Annotated in this window: 15 protein-coding genes; 1 reads left to right on the forward strand and 14 read right to left on the reverse strand. The window is 32.8% G+C overall.

Going from position 1 to position 15,491, the window contains the following annotated elements; translation table 11 throughout:
- Positions 1 to 5: 5 nt before the first annotated feature.
- The 14 genes from BKH45_RS05340 to BKH45_RS05400 form a co-directional block, all read right to left on the reverse strand.
- Positions 6 to 1,052 carry a PDZ domain-containing protein gene (locus BKH45_RS05340; protein ID WP_095274520.1) on the reverse strand — a complete coding sequence of 349 codons (1,047 nt, stop codon included), beginning with the start codon at positions 1,050 to 1,052 and terminating at the stop codon, positions 6 to 8.
- A complete protein-coding gene (locus BKH45_RS05345) occupies positions 1,045 to 1,356 on the reverse strand; it encodes a YbaB/EbfC family nucleoid-associated protein (protein ID WP_095274451.1) in 312 nt (103 codons plus the stop codon). Before BKH45_RS05345 ends, BKH45_RS05340 begins: the two co-directional genes overlap by 8 nt.
- A 1-nt stretch (position 1,357) precedes the next feature.
- Positions 1,358 to 1,723 carry an aspartate 1-decarboxylase gene (gene panD, locus BKH45_RS05350; protein WP_095274452.1) on the reverse strand — a complete coding sequence of 122 codons (366 nt, stop codon included), beginning with the start codon at positions 1,721 to 1,723 and terminating at the stop codon, positions 1,358 to 1,360.
- A gap of 51 nt (positions 1,724 to 1,774) precedes the next feature.
- Positions 1,775 to 3,031, reverse strand: coding sequence for an EAL domain-containing protein (locus tag BKH45_RS05355; RefSeq protein ID WP_180675651.1), 1,257 nt, complete (start codon positions 3,029 to 3,031; stop codon positions 1,775 to 1,777).
- Complete coding sequence (locus tag BKH45_RS08735; RefSeq protein WP_143428384.1) at positions 3,024 to 4,661, reverse strand: hypothetical protein; 1,638 nt, start codon at positions 4,659 to 4,661, stop codon at positions 3,024 to 3,026. The genes BKH45_RS05355 and BKH45_RS08735 overlap by 8 nt, the downstream gene beginning before the upstream one ends.
- A gap of 2 nt (positions 4,662 to 4,663) precedes the next feature.
- A complete protein-coding gene (locus BKH45_RS05360; protein ID WP_095274454.1) occupies positions 4,664 to 5,200 on the reverse strand; it encodes a HyaD/HybD family hydrogenase maturation endopeptidase in 537 nt (178 codons plus the stop codon).
- Complete coding sequence (gene cybH / locus BKH45_RS05365; protein WP_095274455.1) at positions 5,197 to 5,901, reverse strand: Ni/Fe-hydrogenase, b-type cytochrome subunit; 705 nt, start codon at positions 5,899 to 5,901, stop codon at positions 5,197 to 5,199. Before cybH ends, BKH45_RS05360 begins: the two co-directional genes overlap by 4 nt.
- Positions 5,902 to 5,910: 9 nt before the next feature.
- Positions 5,911 to 7,647, reverse strand: coding sequence for a nickel-dependent hydrogenase large subunit (locus BKH45_RS05370; RefSeq protein ID WP_095274456.1), 1,737 nt, complete (start codon positions 7,645 to 7,647; stop codon positions 5,911 to 5,913).
- A 10-nt stretch (positions 7,648 to 7,657) separates the two neighbouring features.
- Complete coding sequence (locus tag BKH45_RS05375) at positions 7,658 to 8,824, reverse strand: hydrogenase small subunit (protein ID WP_095274457.1); 1,167 nt, start codon at positions 8,822 to 8,824, stop codon at positions 7,658 to 7,660.
- Between the two features lie 433 nt (positions 8,825 to 9,257).
- Complete coding sequence (locus tag BKH45_RS05380; protein ID WP_095274458.1) at positions 9,258 to 9,563, reverse strand: hypothetical protein; 306 nt, start codon at positions 9,561 to 9,563, stop codon at positions 9,258 to 9,260.
- A gap of 17 nt (positions 9,564 to 9,580) precedes the next feature.
- On the reverse strand, positions 9,581 to 10,906 hold the full coding sequence (locus BKH45_RS05385; protein WP_095274459.1) for an NFACT family protein: 1,326 nt from the start codon (positions 10,904 to 10,906) through the stop codon (positions 9,581 to 9,583).
- Between the two features lie 9 nt (positions 10,907 to 10,915).
- Positions 10,916 to 12,478: an AAA family ATPase gene (locus BKH45_RS05390; RefSeq protein ID WP_257874501.1), complete on the reverse strand. Its 1,563-nt coding sequence runs from the start codon at positions 12,476 to 12,478 to the stop codon at positions 10,916 to 10,918.
- Entirely contained in the window at positions 12,463 to 13,314 is an 852-nt protein-coding gene (locus BKH45_RS05395; protein ID WP_095274461.1) for an NAD(+)/NADH kinase, read from the reverse strand. Before BKH45_RS05395 ends, BKH45_RS05390 begins: the two co-directional genes overlap by 16 nt.
- 139 nt (positions 13,315 to 13,453) lie before the next feature.
- The gene (locus tag BKH45_RS05400; protein WP_095274462.1) at positions 13,454 to 14,239 is read right to left on the reverse strand and encodes a DnaJ domain-containing protein; all 786 of its coding nucleotides are present in this window, start codon (positions 14,237 to 14,239) and stop codon (positions 13,454 to 13,456) included.
- 452 nt (positions 14,240 to 14,691) lie between these two features.
- Here BKH45_RS05400 and BKH45_RS05405 point away from each other — a divergent pair, with 452 nt between their 5' ends.
- On the forward strand, positions 14,692 to 15,465 hold the full coding sequence (locus BKH45_RS05405; protein WP_095274463.1) for a sulfite exporter TauE/SafE family protein: 774 nt from the start codon (positions 14,692 to 14,694) through the stop codon (positions 15,463 to 15,465).
- Positions 15,466 to 15,491 lie beyond the last annotated feature (26 nt).

Below are 15,491 nucleotides of genomic sequence, written 5' to 3' on the forward strand. Positions count from 1 at the left end.
TTTTTTCACAACTTTATATAAAATTCAAGCCCATCACGATCAATCAAAACTTCTATAGTCCCTTTTATACCTGCTTGAGAAAAGGCACTTCTTAAGGAATTTTCTATTTTTTCTTCAGAATCATCATTTGGCTTGATGATAGCTTCATGATTGATCCAAACAATCCTATCTCCTACTTGAAATTGAGGAAGCCTTAAGGGAGTACTTTTATCAATTTCCGTAATTTCAAGTTTTTGATTTAACTTGATACCAAACCTCTCCAAAAAAGTATCCGGCAACAAAAACCCTCCATAACGCTTATCTGCAATTACTTTTAACTTTTGGTGTTTCCCGTTACGAATCACATCTACCTCTACATTCTTATGGTAAGCCAAATTACTAACATTCCATTCAAATTGTTCCGGCGTAACGATAGCTTGATTATCGATGCTTATAATCTTATCATTAGGCAAAAATGGATTCTCTTTAAAAAATGGATCTACTTGAACAACAATAATAGACTTGTTTTCTTGAGATACCCTTATGCCAATATCTCCATAATAAGGCGAATTTTGTCTCAGAAATCTATCAATATATTTTTTATCAATAAAATATTTTCCCCCTACTCCAATCCCATAAATTTGATAACAAATATTACTTACTACACCGTTTATAGGTATAGGAGTAGAAAATTGCGCATAATGGATAAAACCACTTTGAGACTTTAAAATCTTTCCTTTTGCAGAAGTTTTGGATCCAATTGCAGCAAGTTCTTTGCTCCGTGCATATCCATCAATGTCCAAAAGATGATAAGCATATTTTGTTTCTTTAGTCTCAATCAAATACAACCCCACAAAAGGATCTCTTTTAAGTACTTTTACTCCTTGTGGGGGCAAGAGTGAAAAAAGCAAAGAAACATTTTTCTTTGGAGTTTTTAATGAAATAGAGTATGTGTTCTTTAAGGGCGTAGAAGCAATATCATAATATTTCATACAATGAGAAAAATCATATCCAAAAACGCTACCGGCTAACCCAAAAACCAGTAGAATTTTTAGGATAAATATTTTAGGCATCATTTTTTCCAAATATATTCATCCCTCCAAACATTTGAAGCGCCATTGATTTTTTGTTTTCTTCGACATTTTTATAAGCATCATTGATAGCGCTAATAAGAAGGATTTGCAAGGATTCCTTATCTTCCAGCAAACTATCATCAATGCTTATGTCTATAAGCTCGCCTGCCCCATTAATGGACACACTTACCAACCCTCCTCCGGCTTTTGCACTAAATATCGTATCTTTAATTTTTTCTTCCATGCCTGAAAATTCTTTTTTCATATCACCAAAAATTCCATTCAACTGTTCTAAATCAAACATTTTATACCTCGTGTTTTATAGATAATATTTTGTTGTTCGCATCTACCATTACAATAGTGGGGCGATAAGATAGCAATTCTGATTCTTCATACTGCGCGTAAGAAACAATAATGATTATATCCCCAACTTGAACTTTTCTTGCAGCAGCGCCATTGAGACAAATTTCACCTGCTTGTGACTGTCCAAAAATTACATAAGTACTAAAACGCTCACCATTGTTGATATTAAGAATTTCCACTTTCATTCCCTCAAACAAACCTGCACTTTGAGCAAGCTTAGCATCAATTGTAACAGATCCCACATAGTTTAGATTCGCATCAGTAACTTTAGCACGATGTATTTTGCTATAAAGCATTTCAAATCTCATTAAAATAATCCTTAAAATAATCCCATATTTTATTTGGATTTTAACATAATTTTAATTCAAATCTATTGGCTTGCCTATAAAATAACCCTGAACGTAATCCACTCCCAATTCCATGACTTTTTTATAGATTTCTTCAGTCATGACATACTCAGCAATAGTAGTAATATGGAGCGCTTTTGCAAATTTTACAATCCCCATAACAATCCGGGATTTATGAGCGTCTTTATGAATATCTGTAATAAAACTGCCATCAATTTTAATAAAATCAATGGGGATATGCATGAGTATTTCAAGATTAGAATACCCGCAACCAAAGTCATCAATAGCAATTTGAGCGCCTGTTTGCTTGAGTCTTTTAAAAAAATTTGAAAAAACGCTAAAATTTTTTGCTCCTTCTTGTTCTGTAATTTCAATTGTAATTCTTTTTCCCAGATGATTGATTTGTATCTGGTTTAATAACCATTCCCCAATATCAAAATTTTCTATATCAACAATACTCAAATTAATAGAAATATCAATTTGTTTTTCAATGGCAATCTTTATAGATTTTTGGATAAGCTGTTTGATAGCGCGTGCATAAATCACCGTCTTTTTTAAAACATCTAAAAAATCTTTAGGGTAAATGACACGATTGTGGTGAGTTTTTATCCTTGCTAATGCTTCATATTTAAAAATTTCACCTGTCTTTAAATCTACTATGGGCTGGAAATAAGGGATCAACAAATCATTGCTAAATGCTTGGTAGATAATTTTAGTAATTCTAATTTTTTCTTGAATATTCTTAGAATTTATTTGATTTTTGTCAAATACAATTAGGTCTCTATAAGTATTTTTTGCATCTAAAAGAGCGCAAAAAGCTTCTTTTAAGACATCAAACCGATACTTCGAATACCCATCTTGCATATATTTAGATGAGATGCCGATATGAAGTGTAAGTGAAATTTTAACTTGTTTGTTAATTTCAAATTCATGCCGGATAAACAAATCATTAAAAGCATTGATTTTTTTGACAAAAGATTTTAAAAGGATCTTATCTGTTGTTATCAATCCAAAAAGTCCAAAACCTAACGCATAGAGTCTGTAATAATTTTGAGGAAAAAATTTCAGCGCTTCCAGATAAAAATTCCTAACCATTTGTGTGATTGCTTTGATGCCATAAACAATCCCAATACCATTAAAATTATCAATCTCTATTACTGCCATATTGGTAACATGACCTTGATAGATTTTTTTGATAAAAGCATTCATATTGTTATGTTGGTTTTGAACAAAATCTAAACTATCAATATCTCCAGTGACCTTAATCATAATCAACATAACCCTCTTTGGGAAGTGCAAGATGAATGCTTTTAGGAAAATAATGCAGCATTTTATCCAAAAAAACCTTTTGAGTAAGCATATCCCCGCATATGAGAGCATTTTTTATGCCAAAATTAATACTGGTATCTAAAGCAAATTTTCCTAAAAATTCAGCCAAACTATCAACAAAGCCATAACTAAGAGTTGCCTCATCAAGTCCGGCTATCAAAAAACTCATTGCAGAACGCAAGACCTTAGGATAATCTAACTTTAAACAATCATTTTCTTTAATAAGTTTAAAATCAATTCTGGGACCCTTATCTCTAACAAACTTCTTTGCATGATTTAAAATACATGTATTATTGGATATAAATTGTTTTTGATAGCCCAATACAAAAGCTGCACTGGAAAATATATCTATCAAATTTTTACTCTCCATAGATGCATCGGGCAACGATTGGATGGATCTAAAAATATCTTCAAAATGATTGCAAAAATTCTTCAATAATTTTTCACCTCCATCATAATGATTTTCTATCTTCTGAAGTATCAGTTTGGGATTATTTTCAAAAACAATAGGCAAAAGACTTTTGTATTCTTTCCCTTGCTTGACCCAAATACCGCTGGGATGTGTTTTACTCAAAAATATGATAAGTTTTTGATGATGGATAATAGAAGGAGTATTTTTTTGAATATTTTTAGGAAGAGAGGAATTATCATCATCAAAATGCTGCGCAATCACATCAAAGATATTTTTAGATTTTTTATCGATTTTTTTATAGATCAAAAATCCTTCTTGGCTTACAACAATTTCACTCATTTTAGGTAATTTATGATGTTCATAACTCAAATCAAACTCTTTAGAAGAGCTATTTTTAACAAATACATACCCCATCTCAGCTTCTAAGGCAAATATACCCAACAAGGACAAAACTATATCATAAGCTAACATGGCACGTATTTCAAAAGTATCTTTATTTTTAAGCAGCAAAGGGGCGAAAACCTCCTTGGGACATAATAGCATAGAAGGTTTTTCATAGCTTGCGAGTACTTGAGATTCAAGGTTTTGCAAACGCGTATAAGTCAAAGCATTACAAAGATCCCAAAACATCACATCTAAACTTTTTTGCGATAATGAGATTTCTTTGATGCCTCTAGAGGTTTTGATAAGAACACTTTGGTTATTTTTAAGTTTTAATATGATTTGTTTGAATGCCTTTTGAAGATCGCTTGGTTGGGTTATTTGTTTGCCTAAGAATTGAATATTTTTTACCCAATCAAACAAATTGCAAAATTTTGAAGAATTTTTGTCCAAAATCTCTTTTGTTTCAAGGGCATCTAAAAACTCAGGCTGTTTATGAGATTTTTTTTGAGGTTTGTCCAAAATACACTCAGAAATTTTGAACTCTAAAAAACGAAAATGGATTGATAAGGGCAATCTTTTAGCTATATCATCAGCAAAATCTAAAGCATCTTGGGTTGAAGCATCTAACAAAAATATATATTCTGAAGGAGTCTTTGTAAGATCAAAGCAATGAGAAAATTTTAGATTTTTTAATGTGGCATGGTATTGCAAAAACTTATCAAATATGCGAGCATGAGATTTTGATTGAGTGCTAAAAATAAACTCAAAAACCATCTCTAATAACCCCTAAAAGAAAAATTAGCAATTTCTTGAAGATCTTTATTGCCGATTTTTTCTACCTCAACCCCCAAATCTAAAAGATATCCAACAGCTAACTTTTCTGCTACAACAGCGCCCTTTTTAACCTCCTCAGAAAGCCTAAAAGCAGTTTGTTCTCCAATGACTTGGGGAACAATGCCAATAATCTTTACAGGTGGGAGATCACCTAAAAGTTGAGTAAGTTTAAGAGTTTGGAGCATTTCAACCTCATGAGCGCTTCCTGCCCAAGTAATCGTGTTAGGGACATTATCAAAATCAAAATAATAAACTTCCCCTATTTTTTCATTATCCACACTCACACAATCAAGAATCAAAACCTTATCATAAGAAGTGATAATAGGGATTAACATCTGCGCCATTGTCCCTCCATCAATAATATCAATATCATGATCACCTCTAAAGGCATAATTAAGTTTCAAGAAATTACAAAGATGAACACCTATGCCCTCATCTCCAAAAAGTATATTCCCAATCCCCAAAATTAAAATTTTCAATTATTTACTTTTTCAATCTTTTTGTATCTCAGACCACTAATCATAGCATCTGCTCCACCATTAGGATATTTTAGAGAATTCCATATAACCATATAAATATGCACAGGAATAAAAATAATAAATGCCCATGTAACAATATGATGGATTAACCTCACATTTGCAAGTCCCCCACACATTACCTCAAACCATTTAAAATAATCCTCAAGCACACTGCCTAAACCATTATGATAAACATTATAATACAAAACAACACCTGTAAGACAAATTATTAAGGTTAATACAGCCAAAATAAAATAAGTTACAAATTGTAAAGGATTATAAGCTCCTTTAATGTGAGGGTGTTTGCCTACCCAAAGATAAACTTTGATTTGCTCAATCCAAACTTTTGGAGAGAGACATTGGTAAAATGAGACTCTCTCTAATCTGCTGGCTCTGTCAAAAATAAACAAATAAAGCCTAAAAATAGATACGCCAATAAGAGCAAATCCTAAAAATAAATGCCAACTCCTAATATAAGCTTGCAAAAAATTAGTTGGTTGTGGGCTTGGTTGAGATTGCAAAAATGGAAATGCAATATAAAAACCTGTAAAAATAAGTCCAAAAATCGCAAATGCTCTTATCCAGTGAAATATTCTGGTAAGTCCTGAAAATTCTTTATAAGCTTGGAACTTTTTCCCATTTGAAGTTATTGAGTTTTTCATCTTGTCCTCCTAAATCCTTGCAAACGCAGGATCGACTTTGTATTCACCAATTTTATTCCCCTTGGTATCCATCACATGAACTGAACAAGCAATACAAGGATCAAATGAATGGATAGTCCGAATAATTTCCAAAGGTTTTGTAATATCAGCCACTTTTGTCCCAATAAGACTCATCTCATAGGGTCCTTTTTGCCCTTTATTATCTCTAGGTCCTGCATTCCATGTAGAAGGGACAACAGCTTGATAATTTTCTACAACCCCATTTTTAATCCTTACCCAATGGCTTAGCATTCCTCTAGGGACTTGACCAATATACCTGCCTTTATATTCTTTGTTTTTATCAATAACATAATCAGCGCAAGTTGCCTTATCAGATTTTAAATTTTCTATCAAAGAATTTAAAGTCATCAATCCGTTATCTGCAATCGCTTTTGCTTCTATGCATCTTGCTGCTGTTCGTCCAAGTGTGCTAAAAAGCGCTTCAATAGGCAAACCACTATCCTTAAGAAATTGTGTGGCAATCTTAGTGATATAAGGATTTTTTGCAGCCAAACCTACAACAACTGATGCCAAAGGTCCTACTTCCATAGGCATACCATTATATCTGGGAGATTTTATCCAAGAATATTTCCCTTCCAAATCCAATAATTTTGTCTGTATAGGCTTGCCATCAGGACCAATACTTTTGCCATCTTTAAACCCTGTATAATTAGGATTTGTTTGTCCATCATAAGGTTGGAGTTGCACTTCTTTAGTATTTTCATATTGATACCATGAGTGGGTTACTTCTTCTTTGATAAGATTTTCATCAATAGGGTAGAGTTTATTCAAATCACCATTCAAGACAACCCCGCTACTAAGGAGATTGTGATCTTTTGAAAGCAAAATCTCTTCGTGAGCAATGAAATTTGTAAGCCCACAGCCTTTTATAACAGATTGTTCATCTTTGAAGGCTTTGCCTGCCATAACAAGATCCGGATAATAAGCACGATTGACAAAATCAGCAACTTTTTCAAATTTAAATTTCCATTCTGCTAAGCGCGTAGGATCCATAACATCCATTACAGAAGTGATACCTCCAACTGTTAGGCTTTGGGGGTGGGGTTGTTTAGCGCCAAAAATAGCTGTCATTTTTGCAGCTTCTCTTTGAATTTCCAGAAGTTTCAGATAATGTGAGAGGACAATGAGATTTTGTTCAGGAGAAAAATGATAAGTTTTATGCCCCCAATAACCATTATTAAAAGGTCCTAATGCCCCTTGTTTGACAAAATCCGTAACTCTTTTTTGCACTGCTTTGAGTTCGTCTTCACCTGCTACCAGAGGATAATCTGTATATTTAAAAGCAACTTTGGCTGCTTTTGCGGGATCTGCTTTGAGCGCAGAGGTAATATCACACCAATCAAGCCCATGCAAAGTATAAAAATGCACAACATGATCATGTAAAATCAAGGCAATATTCATCAAACTCCTTACCAACAAAGCATTTAAAGGAGGTGTAATTCCCAAAGCATCCTCAACAGCTGTTACCCCTGCTTTGTAATGAGAATAAGTACAAACCCCACAAATTCTTTGGGCAATAAGCCCTGCATCACGAGGATCGCGATTTTTAATAATGGTTTCAAGCCCTCTAAATAGTGTTGATGATGAAAATGCATCTTGAATAACATTATTTTCATCTACGATCACTTCAATTCTCAAATGCCCCTCTATTCTTGTAATTGGATCTACTATAATTCGTTTTGTCATTTTTTACTCCTTATTGCTCGTCTTTATTTTTTACCAAGCTCGAAACTACCGCATGAGCAGCAATACCCACAGCTGTAGCAGCTAAAATAACAGTCCCCACTGTATTAGCTGTTTTGTCTGCTCCAATGCCATCATAAGAAGTATGGAACAATCTATTCCCAATGGGTTCTTCAAAAGGACTCATAGTATCCCAAAAATTTGGCTCTGAACACCCTATACAACCATGACCTGCCTGTATAGGCCAGCTTGTATGGGAGTTGAATCGCAGTTTGGAGCAATTGTTAAAAGTATAAGGTCCCTTACAGCCTACTTTATAGAGACAATAACCATTTTGCGCATTTTCATCTCCAAAATGCTGCACAAATTCACCTGCATCAAAATGTCCTCTTCTTTCGCACAAATCATGAATCCTATGACCATAAGCCCACATTGGACGATTATAGGCATCTACTGCAGGCAATGTTCCAAACATTACAAAATACATAATATTCCCTACAATATTTTTCTCACTTGGAGGACAACCCGGGACATTAATAATGGGTTTATTGATAATTTTACTCAAAGGTTGTGCATTTGAAGGATTAGGATAGGCTGCCTGAACACCTCCAAAGCTTGAGCAAGTCCCGATAGCAAAAATAGCTGCTGCTCCTTGGGCAGCCTCCCTGCATTCTTCTGCCCCTGTATGTCCATCTGCCCCGATAGTGAGGAAATACTCTGTCCCTTGTGGGATACCTCCTTCAACCATGAGGATATAATTTCCTTTATGTTTGGCAATGGCATTTTTTAAATTCTGCTCTGCTTGATAGCCGGAAGCAGCCATGATTGTCTCATGATATTCCAAATTGATATAATCAAAAATAATACTGTCAATACTTGGATCTTCAGTGCGCAACAAACTTTCGCTACAACCCGTGCATTCTGCCATATGCAACCAAATAACCGGGATACGGTTAGCTATTTGGGCAGCTTTTGCAGTCAATGGCACAAAACTTGCGGGCAAAGCCATCGTAGCAGTCATCATCCCTGCCCATTTCATAAAATCTCTTCTGTTGATACCTTTTTTACTTAATTGTGTATTTAAGTCTTTATCTTGATTATGAGGACTTAATTTAGAAAGTCTCTCAAGCCTTTGAGATATTTGTTCAAATAGAGCATTGTCTTTGGTTTGTCGTTCCATAGTTTATCCTTAATGTGGTTGTTTGTGTTTGGTGTTTGTAAAATTGAACACTATACTTTATAACTTTTTTTCTAACAAAACAAGATAAATGAGAAATATTTTGATGAGGATAATCCGGAATCTAAAAACATTTCCAAATCTCAATTATTAAGGATTCTATCACAGCTTAAATCATAGCTGTCTTTCTAAATTTAAAAATATTTTGAAAATATTTGCAAATACTAAGAATCCTGCGATGTAAAAAATGAAGAGAGAATGTATTTATGTCTCCATTTTGCTCCATAAACACACTTCGAATTATTTAATAAATTAGAAAAACAATGCTATTTAATCCAAATCACTTTATTTTAGGCTATTAAAATAGCCTAAAAAATCTCACAAAATTTAATCTTTGGAATTTAATCATTATGGATACAATTTTATAAAATAAAATCTAAACTTTTATATCTAAGATGTGTGAAGACTTAATAAACTCCTCTTTTGTGTCTTCTTGTTTTTCTGAGAGTTGTTTTTGTTTTTTTTGCTCTTGTTCTAACCCTCCATTGCCTTTGGAATCAGGATGGATAGCATCAGAAGTCTCAGTAGGTCGGACTTCTTGTATATCTTTGATTTTATCTTCAAACTCTTTATTTAAAATATTTGTCATATCTGCTCTTCCCAGAGCATTTGCTTGTTGTGTAGAATTTGCTTGTGAATTTTGATTGATATAAGTTATATTGCCAATAGGTGAAATTGCCATTTTTTCATCCTTGAAATTTATTTTTTATAATGAAAAGTTTGATGCTTGGCATAAATCACATTTGATCCTTCAATGATTTTTACAAACTTTCTTCTGGTATAATCGACACTAAAGTTTCCTGTTTGAATAGAATTTAATCCTACTAAAATTTGTCCGGCTTTATAAATTATTTCTTCATAAACCTTCCCTTTTCCACAATGAATAATCATATGAGAAGAGGGAATATCTCGAATATGCAACCAAATATCATCAGCCCTTGCCTCCTCCAGAAGAGCTTGATTTTCATTTTTATTTCTTCCTATAGAAATTTTTAGCCCTTCAATAAAAATCACTTCATATTTAGAATATATTTTTTTATCCGTTTTTTTAGGCTCTAAAATCACCAAATCTTGTAATGAAGTAATTGTTTGGATATACCTCATTTCTTGGTTAAAGAAATGAATTTTACTCTCAAGATTTTGGACTTGCATATGAGTATTTTTAGCCTTTTTAATCAATTTTTTAGCTTGAGAAAACATTAAATTTACCCCTTCTTGAGGAGTTCTTATCCCTGATGGAAGAGAGATTTCTACTTCATTACCCCAAAAATCTTTTAGCTTAATTGTAGTAACAAAATTTTTTATTTGCCCTAAATTTGCCAATACAATATTGGCATCTTTAGCAAGTCTATCTGCAGTAGCAACCATTTCTTCTTCTTGAGGCAAATCTTGTAGTGTTTTTTGAAGTTTTTGAATCTTTTTAGAAAAATTTTCTATTAAAATTTGCTTTTTAAGGGCAAGTTTTTTTTCTAACATATTTAAATAAAATTTTTCAAGTTGCCCCAACAACTCTTCATCATTCAGATCTTGATGATTTTCAAAATTTCGATAATGGGGCTGTCCCAAAGGTTGCAATATTTTATTAATACGCACTTCACGAAAACTTCTATCACTATTGATATGCCGCAAAGCTTCCAAAACAATATTTTGTGAATCCAAAATAATAACGTTTGTATGCCGACCTGTAAATTCAAACTGAATAGAAAATAAAATGTCTTTATAAGCCCCGCTTTGTTTGCAATCAAATTTCAAAATACGATTATCCCCATCCGTTTTGCACTCTAAAATCCTAGCTCTTGAACAAAATTTCTTAAGCAATACATCAAAAGGAGCATTATATTTTTTTGCCGGCAAAAGAAGCGTAGAAGTGATAAAAATATGACTCTCTCCTTTTGTCATATCAAAATAAAAAATCTTATTTTTTAACTCAAGTTTAAATAAATTATCATCAATTCGTTTGAGATTCTCAATCACTTCTTGAGTGCTGAAAAACTTAGCAATATTTTTAAGCAACCCAAGTTTCATAAAAATTCCTTAAGAATGTTCTTCTAATCTTTTTTTAGCAAACTCCAAAGCTTCATTTGTGATATTCACTCCACTGATCATTCTGGCCATTTCTTCAATCCTCCCTTGTTTGTCAAGAAGCTTGAGTTGGCTTTTTCCTTTTTCTTTATAAACCAAATAATGCCAATCTGCAAGTACAGGCATATGTGGTTGATGCGAAATGGCAAAGACTTGATAAGTTTTTGAAAGCATTTGAAGCACTTTAGCCACACCTTCGCTTTCTTGCCCGCTCAAATTAGCATCAATTTCATCTAAAACCAAAATACCCCCGGAATGATTAATTTTTGCATCTAAGCACATCATTGCTAATCTCATGCGATTATATTCCCCTGAACTCAGGGATTCAATGGTTGTATTTTCAAGTTTAAATTCTATTTCATCAAACCCTGTTTTTTTGAGATCACAAGGTTTAAGAGTAATTTTAGGATCTTTGAGTAACAGTTGCTTGCATAGACAAAGTATTTCTTTTTCAAAATCTATAAGGAATTTTTGACGATTTATCCGAATATGCTTTCCTAATTCAAAGCAAATATTTCGCGAATTATCAATTTTTTTAGTAAGAGATGCCTTATCTTGAGTTAGATTTTGATAATCTTGAAGTTTTTTATTTTGAACCTCTAAATGATGGAGTGCTTGAGTAATGCTTCCATATCTTCGATTAAGATCCGCAAGCAACTCAATACGATTAAGCATTTCCTCTGTGTTTATTTCATCTAATGTCTCAAGCCTTTGACTCTCATCATCTAAGAATGCCCTCACTTCTAAAAGTCCTTCTTCAAAAAGAGCGCTTTGTTTCCCTATCAAAGCAAGTGTATGGGTAATTTTTGAGGCTTCTTCCAGCACATAAAGAGTATCTTGAAGGCTTTCTTGAATTTTTTCTTTTTTTGAAAGAGATTTTTTTAGTTCCAATAACTTCTCATATTCACCTTCTTTTGGCGCAATGGATGAAATTTTTTGGATTTCAAACTCAGCAAACTCCTTAAGATTTTGAATATTTCTTTCCTCCTCTTCTAAAACTCTTAAATCTTCTCTGAGCTGATTATACAAATGAAATTCTTTTCTAAGATTCTCTAACAATTCTTTATGAGAGGGATTTTTATCAATGATAAAATCATCAAATACTCTTAGGATATTTTCTACTTTTAATTCATCTGCGCCCTTTGAGGAGATATGCTTGCCAAATTTTGACATAAGCTCACTCAATCGCCTTTTAGAACTCCCATAATGATTGATAAAATACCTTGTTTTTTCTTTTTTGATGATACTTATTGTTAATCCTTCATCTTCTTGAGAAAGTCCAAATTCATCCAAAATAACCCCAAAATCATTCAAACAAACATCCAAATCTGCTTCAATGAATTCTGCATTCGTATCTTTTAGACCAAAAATTCCAAGCAAAGATTCCATCAAAACAGATTTGCCACTCCCGCTTGCCCCGCTAAATACGTTAAATCCATTATGAAACTCTAAATCCAGATTTTCAAAAGCTACGGAATTTTTAATAATCAATTCGCGGATCATTCTTCGCCCCATTTAAACTTCTCTTTTAAAACCTTAAAATAACTCCTTGTTTGCTTTTGTATCAGTTGAGCATTCAAACAAGCAGCACAAACAACCAAAGTGTCTTCTTTTGTCATCTCTACAATTTCTTGCCCATCTACTACAAGCATACAATTCTCTTCTACACCAAATTCCAATACAAATTCATCACTCAAAACCATGGGTCTTTGTGTGAGAGAATGCGGAGAAATAGGGGTAAGTAAAATATTTCTACAAAAAGGATAAATCACAGATCCTCCTGCGCTAATATTATAGGCGGTAGAACCGGTTGGAGTCCCTACAATAAGCGCATCGGCATAATAAACATTAAAAGGTTCGTGATTAATTTTGGCATAAATTTTGAGCATTCCGGGAATATTTTTTTTAGAAATCAGAATTTCATTGAGGGCATAAAGTTTCTTTTCTTGATTTGGACCTTTTAGCGTCCCTTCAATCATCATATGTTCATCAATAACATAATCTCCTTTTACAAGCATCATAGCAAACTCTTTAACTTCTTTTGGATTGATGGCTGTCAAAAATCCTAAATGACCTATATTAATGCCAAAAGCAGGTATTTTATAAGGGTAGCTACGCCTAATTGCTGCAATAAGCGTCCCGTCTCCTCCGAGCGAAACAAGCGCATTGACCTCTTGAGACATTTTATCAAAATCCATCCCTTCAATCCCGATCATCTGCGCAGAATCATTCTCAAGCACTACCTCAATACCTTGTTTTTGAAATATGTTTTGAATATCCAAAAAAGATTCTTTAAGTATGGGGGTAGAGGGTCTTAAAAGAACACCTATTTTCAATACCGGTGGATTCATTGTATTTCTTTTGATTAAAATTTTAAAAAATATTGTAGCAAACTAGAGATAAGAATAAAATTTTTTCGATTGCATCTACTGACAAAATACCTTCCAAAGAATAATGCCATCTATCAAAAATATTAAAATAAATAAAATTTTAAATATTTTTTTCAATTAGATTATTTTGAGAGACTTTTTTAATCATTTCATAAGCTTCATTGATTTTTCTAAAACGATCATAATAGAATTGAACAATCTCTTCATCTTTGCCATATACGTTATCCGGATGATAAGTCCTTGCCAAATACAAATAACGCTTTTTTACACTCTCAAAACTATCGCTTACCTTAGATTCAAGCTCTCTATAACATTGACTTAGTCTATATTCATCTTGAGTGAGAAAACAATGAGCACTCCCCCCAAATCCCTCATAACTAAAATCAATAGCTACATTATGGATAATTCTGGAACTCACAAGCCCAATCACATATTCCCATAAAGATTCATCCGCGCTATTTAAATGGATTTGATTTTCTGTTTCAAAAATACAATATTTTCCAAACAAGCATTTCAAATATCGTTTTGCAACTCTATTTTCCTTATTAAGTATCAAAATAATCTTATTTAAACCAACAATTTGAAGAGAAATATTTATTTTTTGAAGCATATCATTTTGTTTCAATATTTTGATACGCAAGGGTAAATAGCTTTTATTCAAGAGTGTATCTAATTTTATTTTGCCTTCTTGTAAGCTTGCATGATAAGCCCAATTGATTAAATAATCTTTTTTAAATCTTTCTCCATCATCAAGAATAAGGAGTGAAGAAGATAAATAATATTGCTTAGAAAAATGCTTTTTGGTATATTCAAAGAATTTTTGAAGCAAACGACTTTTTTCAAACAATTCAATCTGAATATACTTACTACAATAGCTAACACACATTTAAACTCCCCAAATCAAGCAAGATCTAAATACTTTTAAGCAAAATCAATTCCGAATTTTAAGACTAAAAATTTAAACAACTTTATTCCTCACTTTTAACAAGCAACCTTTGTAAGATTAGATAAAAGCTAAATACAATCCACCATAATTAGCTGATAAAATGTTTTCAAACTCAAATTAATTTCATCATTTATTATTTTTTGGATACTTTCGTGATTTTTTCATCACGGTCTCAATTAGATATTCTTGCAAAAAACAAAATGAAGTAGGTTTTAAAATAAATCATATGCAGTGCCACAAAAATATTCCAAAAAATGAAAATATTTTTGAATATTTCAAAAAAACCGGGTTAAATCAAATATTTTATAATTTCAGCAGATGAAAATACGATTAAAAATTTCTATTTTGTATTTAAAATTGTGTAATATTATACAAAATTTGCAGGAGATTTTATGGGTTTGGATATTTTTGCATATGTTGTTATTGGTCTCATAACCGGGGTAGCAGCAGGATTTTTTGGCATAGGTGGGGGGATTATTATTGTCCCGATAATGTTGATTTTGGGCTATAGCATCCAACATGCTATAGGCATTTCTATCATGCAGATGATTTTTTCCTCTGTTTTTGGATCTATTATCAATTACAAAAAAAGACTTTTAGATATCAGTGATGGCATTTATGCAGGGATCGGAGGATTGGTTGGGGCTAGTTTTAGCGGGCTTATTCTTGAAAATATCAGTTCAAAAATATTAACGATTTTATTTTTGTGTATTACTTTTTATTCTTTTATCAAATATGCCTTCAATGTTAAAAATACAACAAACGCTACTCCGCCTATAAAATCTCAATTTCAAAAACGTCTTATCCTTATCCTTACAGGTGCGATTACAGGGATTTTTGCCATTTCTTTAGGGATTGGAGGGGGGTTATTGATCGTTCCTATTTTGGGATACTATCTGGGGTATGGATCCAAAAAAAGCGTTCCATTGGGCTTATTTTTTGTTGTTTTTTCTTCTATTTCGGGCACAATATCCCTTCATCGCCAACACATCATTGATGCTCAAGTCCTCCATGCAGGATTTTATATAGGTGTAGCGTCTATGGTGGGGGTATATTTAGGGATTAAGCTTATCCAAATCTCTAGCGCCAAAGTCCATAGAATAACGCTACTAAGCATTTATTTGCTTTCTATGCTCGTTACAGCCTACAAGCTGGTTACGGGCTAACCAATAAATTTTGTAATAAAAAGGAT

The organism is Helicobacter sp. 11S03491-1 (genome assembly GCF_002272835.1).
In the GTDB taxonomy this organism is placed as follows: domain Bacteria; phylum Campylobacterota; class Campylobacteria; order Campylobacterales; family Helicobacteraceae; genus Helicobacter_J.

Bases quoted from the DNA above. Each gene is read 5' to 3' on its own strand.
- BKH45_RS05340 (WP_095274520.1), bottom strand. From the start codon at position 1,052: ATGCCTAAAATATTTATCCTAAAAATTCTACTGGTTTTTGGGTTAGCC.
- BKH45_RS05345 (WP_095274451.1), bottom strand. From the start codon at position 1,356: ATGTTTGATTTAGAACAGTTGAATGGAATTTTTGGTGATATGAAAAAA.
- panD (WP_095274452.1), bottom strand. From the start codon at position 1,723: ATGAGATTTGAAATGCTTTATAGCAAAATACATCGTGCTAAAGTTACT.
- BKH45_RS05355 (WP_180675651.1), bottom strand. From the start codon at position 3,031: ATGATTAAGGTCACTGGAGATATTGATAGTTTAGATTTTGTTCAAAAC.
- BKH45_RS08735 (WP_143428384.1), bottom strand. From the start codon at position 4,661: ATGGTTTTTGAGTTTATTTTTAGCACTCAATCAAAATCTCATGCTCGC.
- cybH (WP_095274455.1), bottom strand. From the start codon at position 5,901: ATGAAAAACTCAATAACTTCAAATGGGAAAAAGTTCCAAGCTTATAAA.
- BKH45_RS05370 (WP_095274456.1), bottom strand. From the start codon at position 7,647: ATGACAAAACGAATTATAGTAGATCCAATTACAAGAATAGAGGGGCAT.
- BKH45_RS05375 (WP_095274457.1), bottom strand. From the start codon at position 8,824: ATGGAACGACAAACCAAAGACAATGCTCTATTTGAACAAATATCTCAA.
- BKH45_RS05380 (WP_095274458.1), bottom strand. From the start codon at position 9,563: ATGGCAATTTCACCTATTGGCAATATAACTTATATCAATCAAAATTCA.
- BKH45_RS05385 (WP_095274459.1), bottom strand. From the start codon at position 10,906: ATGAAACTTGGGTTGCTTAAAAATATTGCTAAGTTTTTCAGCACTCAA.
- BKH45_RS05390 (WP_257874501.1), bottom strand. From the start codon at position 12,478: ATGGGGCGAAGAATGATCCGCGAATTGATTATTAAAAATTCCGTAGCT.
- BKH45_RS05395 (WP_095274461.1), bottom strand. From the start codon at position 13,314: ATGAATCCACCGGTATTGAAAATAGGTGTTCTTTTAAGACCCTCTACC.
- BKH45_RS05400 (WP_095274462.1), bottom strand. From the start codon at position 14,239: ATGTGTGTTAGCTATTGTAGTAAGTATATTCAGATTGAATTGTTTGAA.
- BKH45_RS05405 (WP_095274463.1), top strand. From the start codon at position 14,692: ATGGGTTTGGATATTTTTGCATATGTTGTTATTGGTCTCATAACCGGG.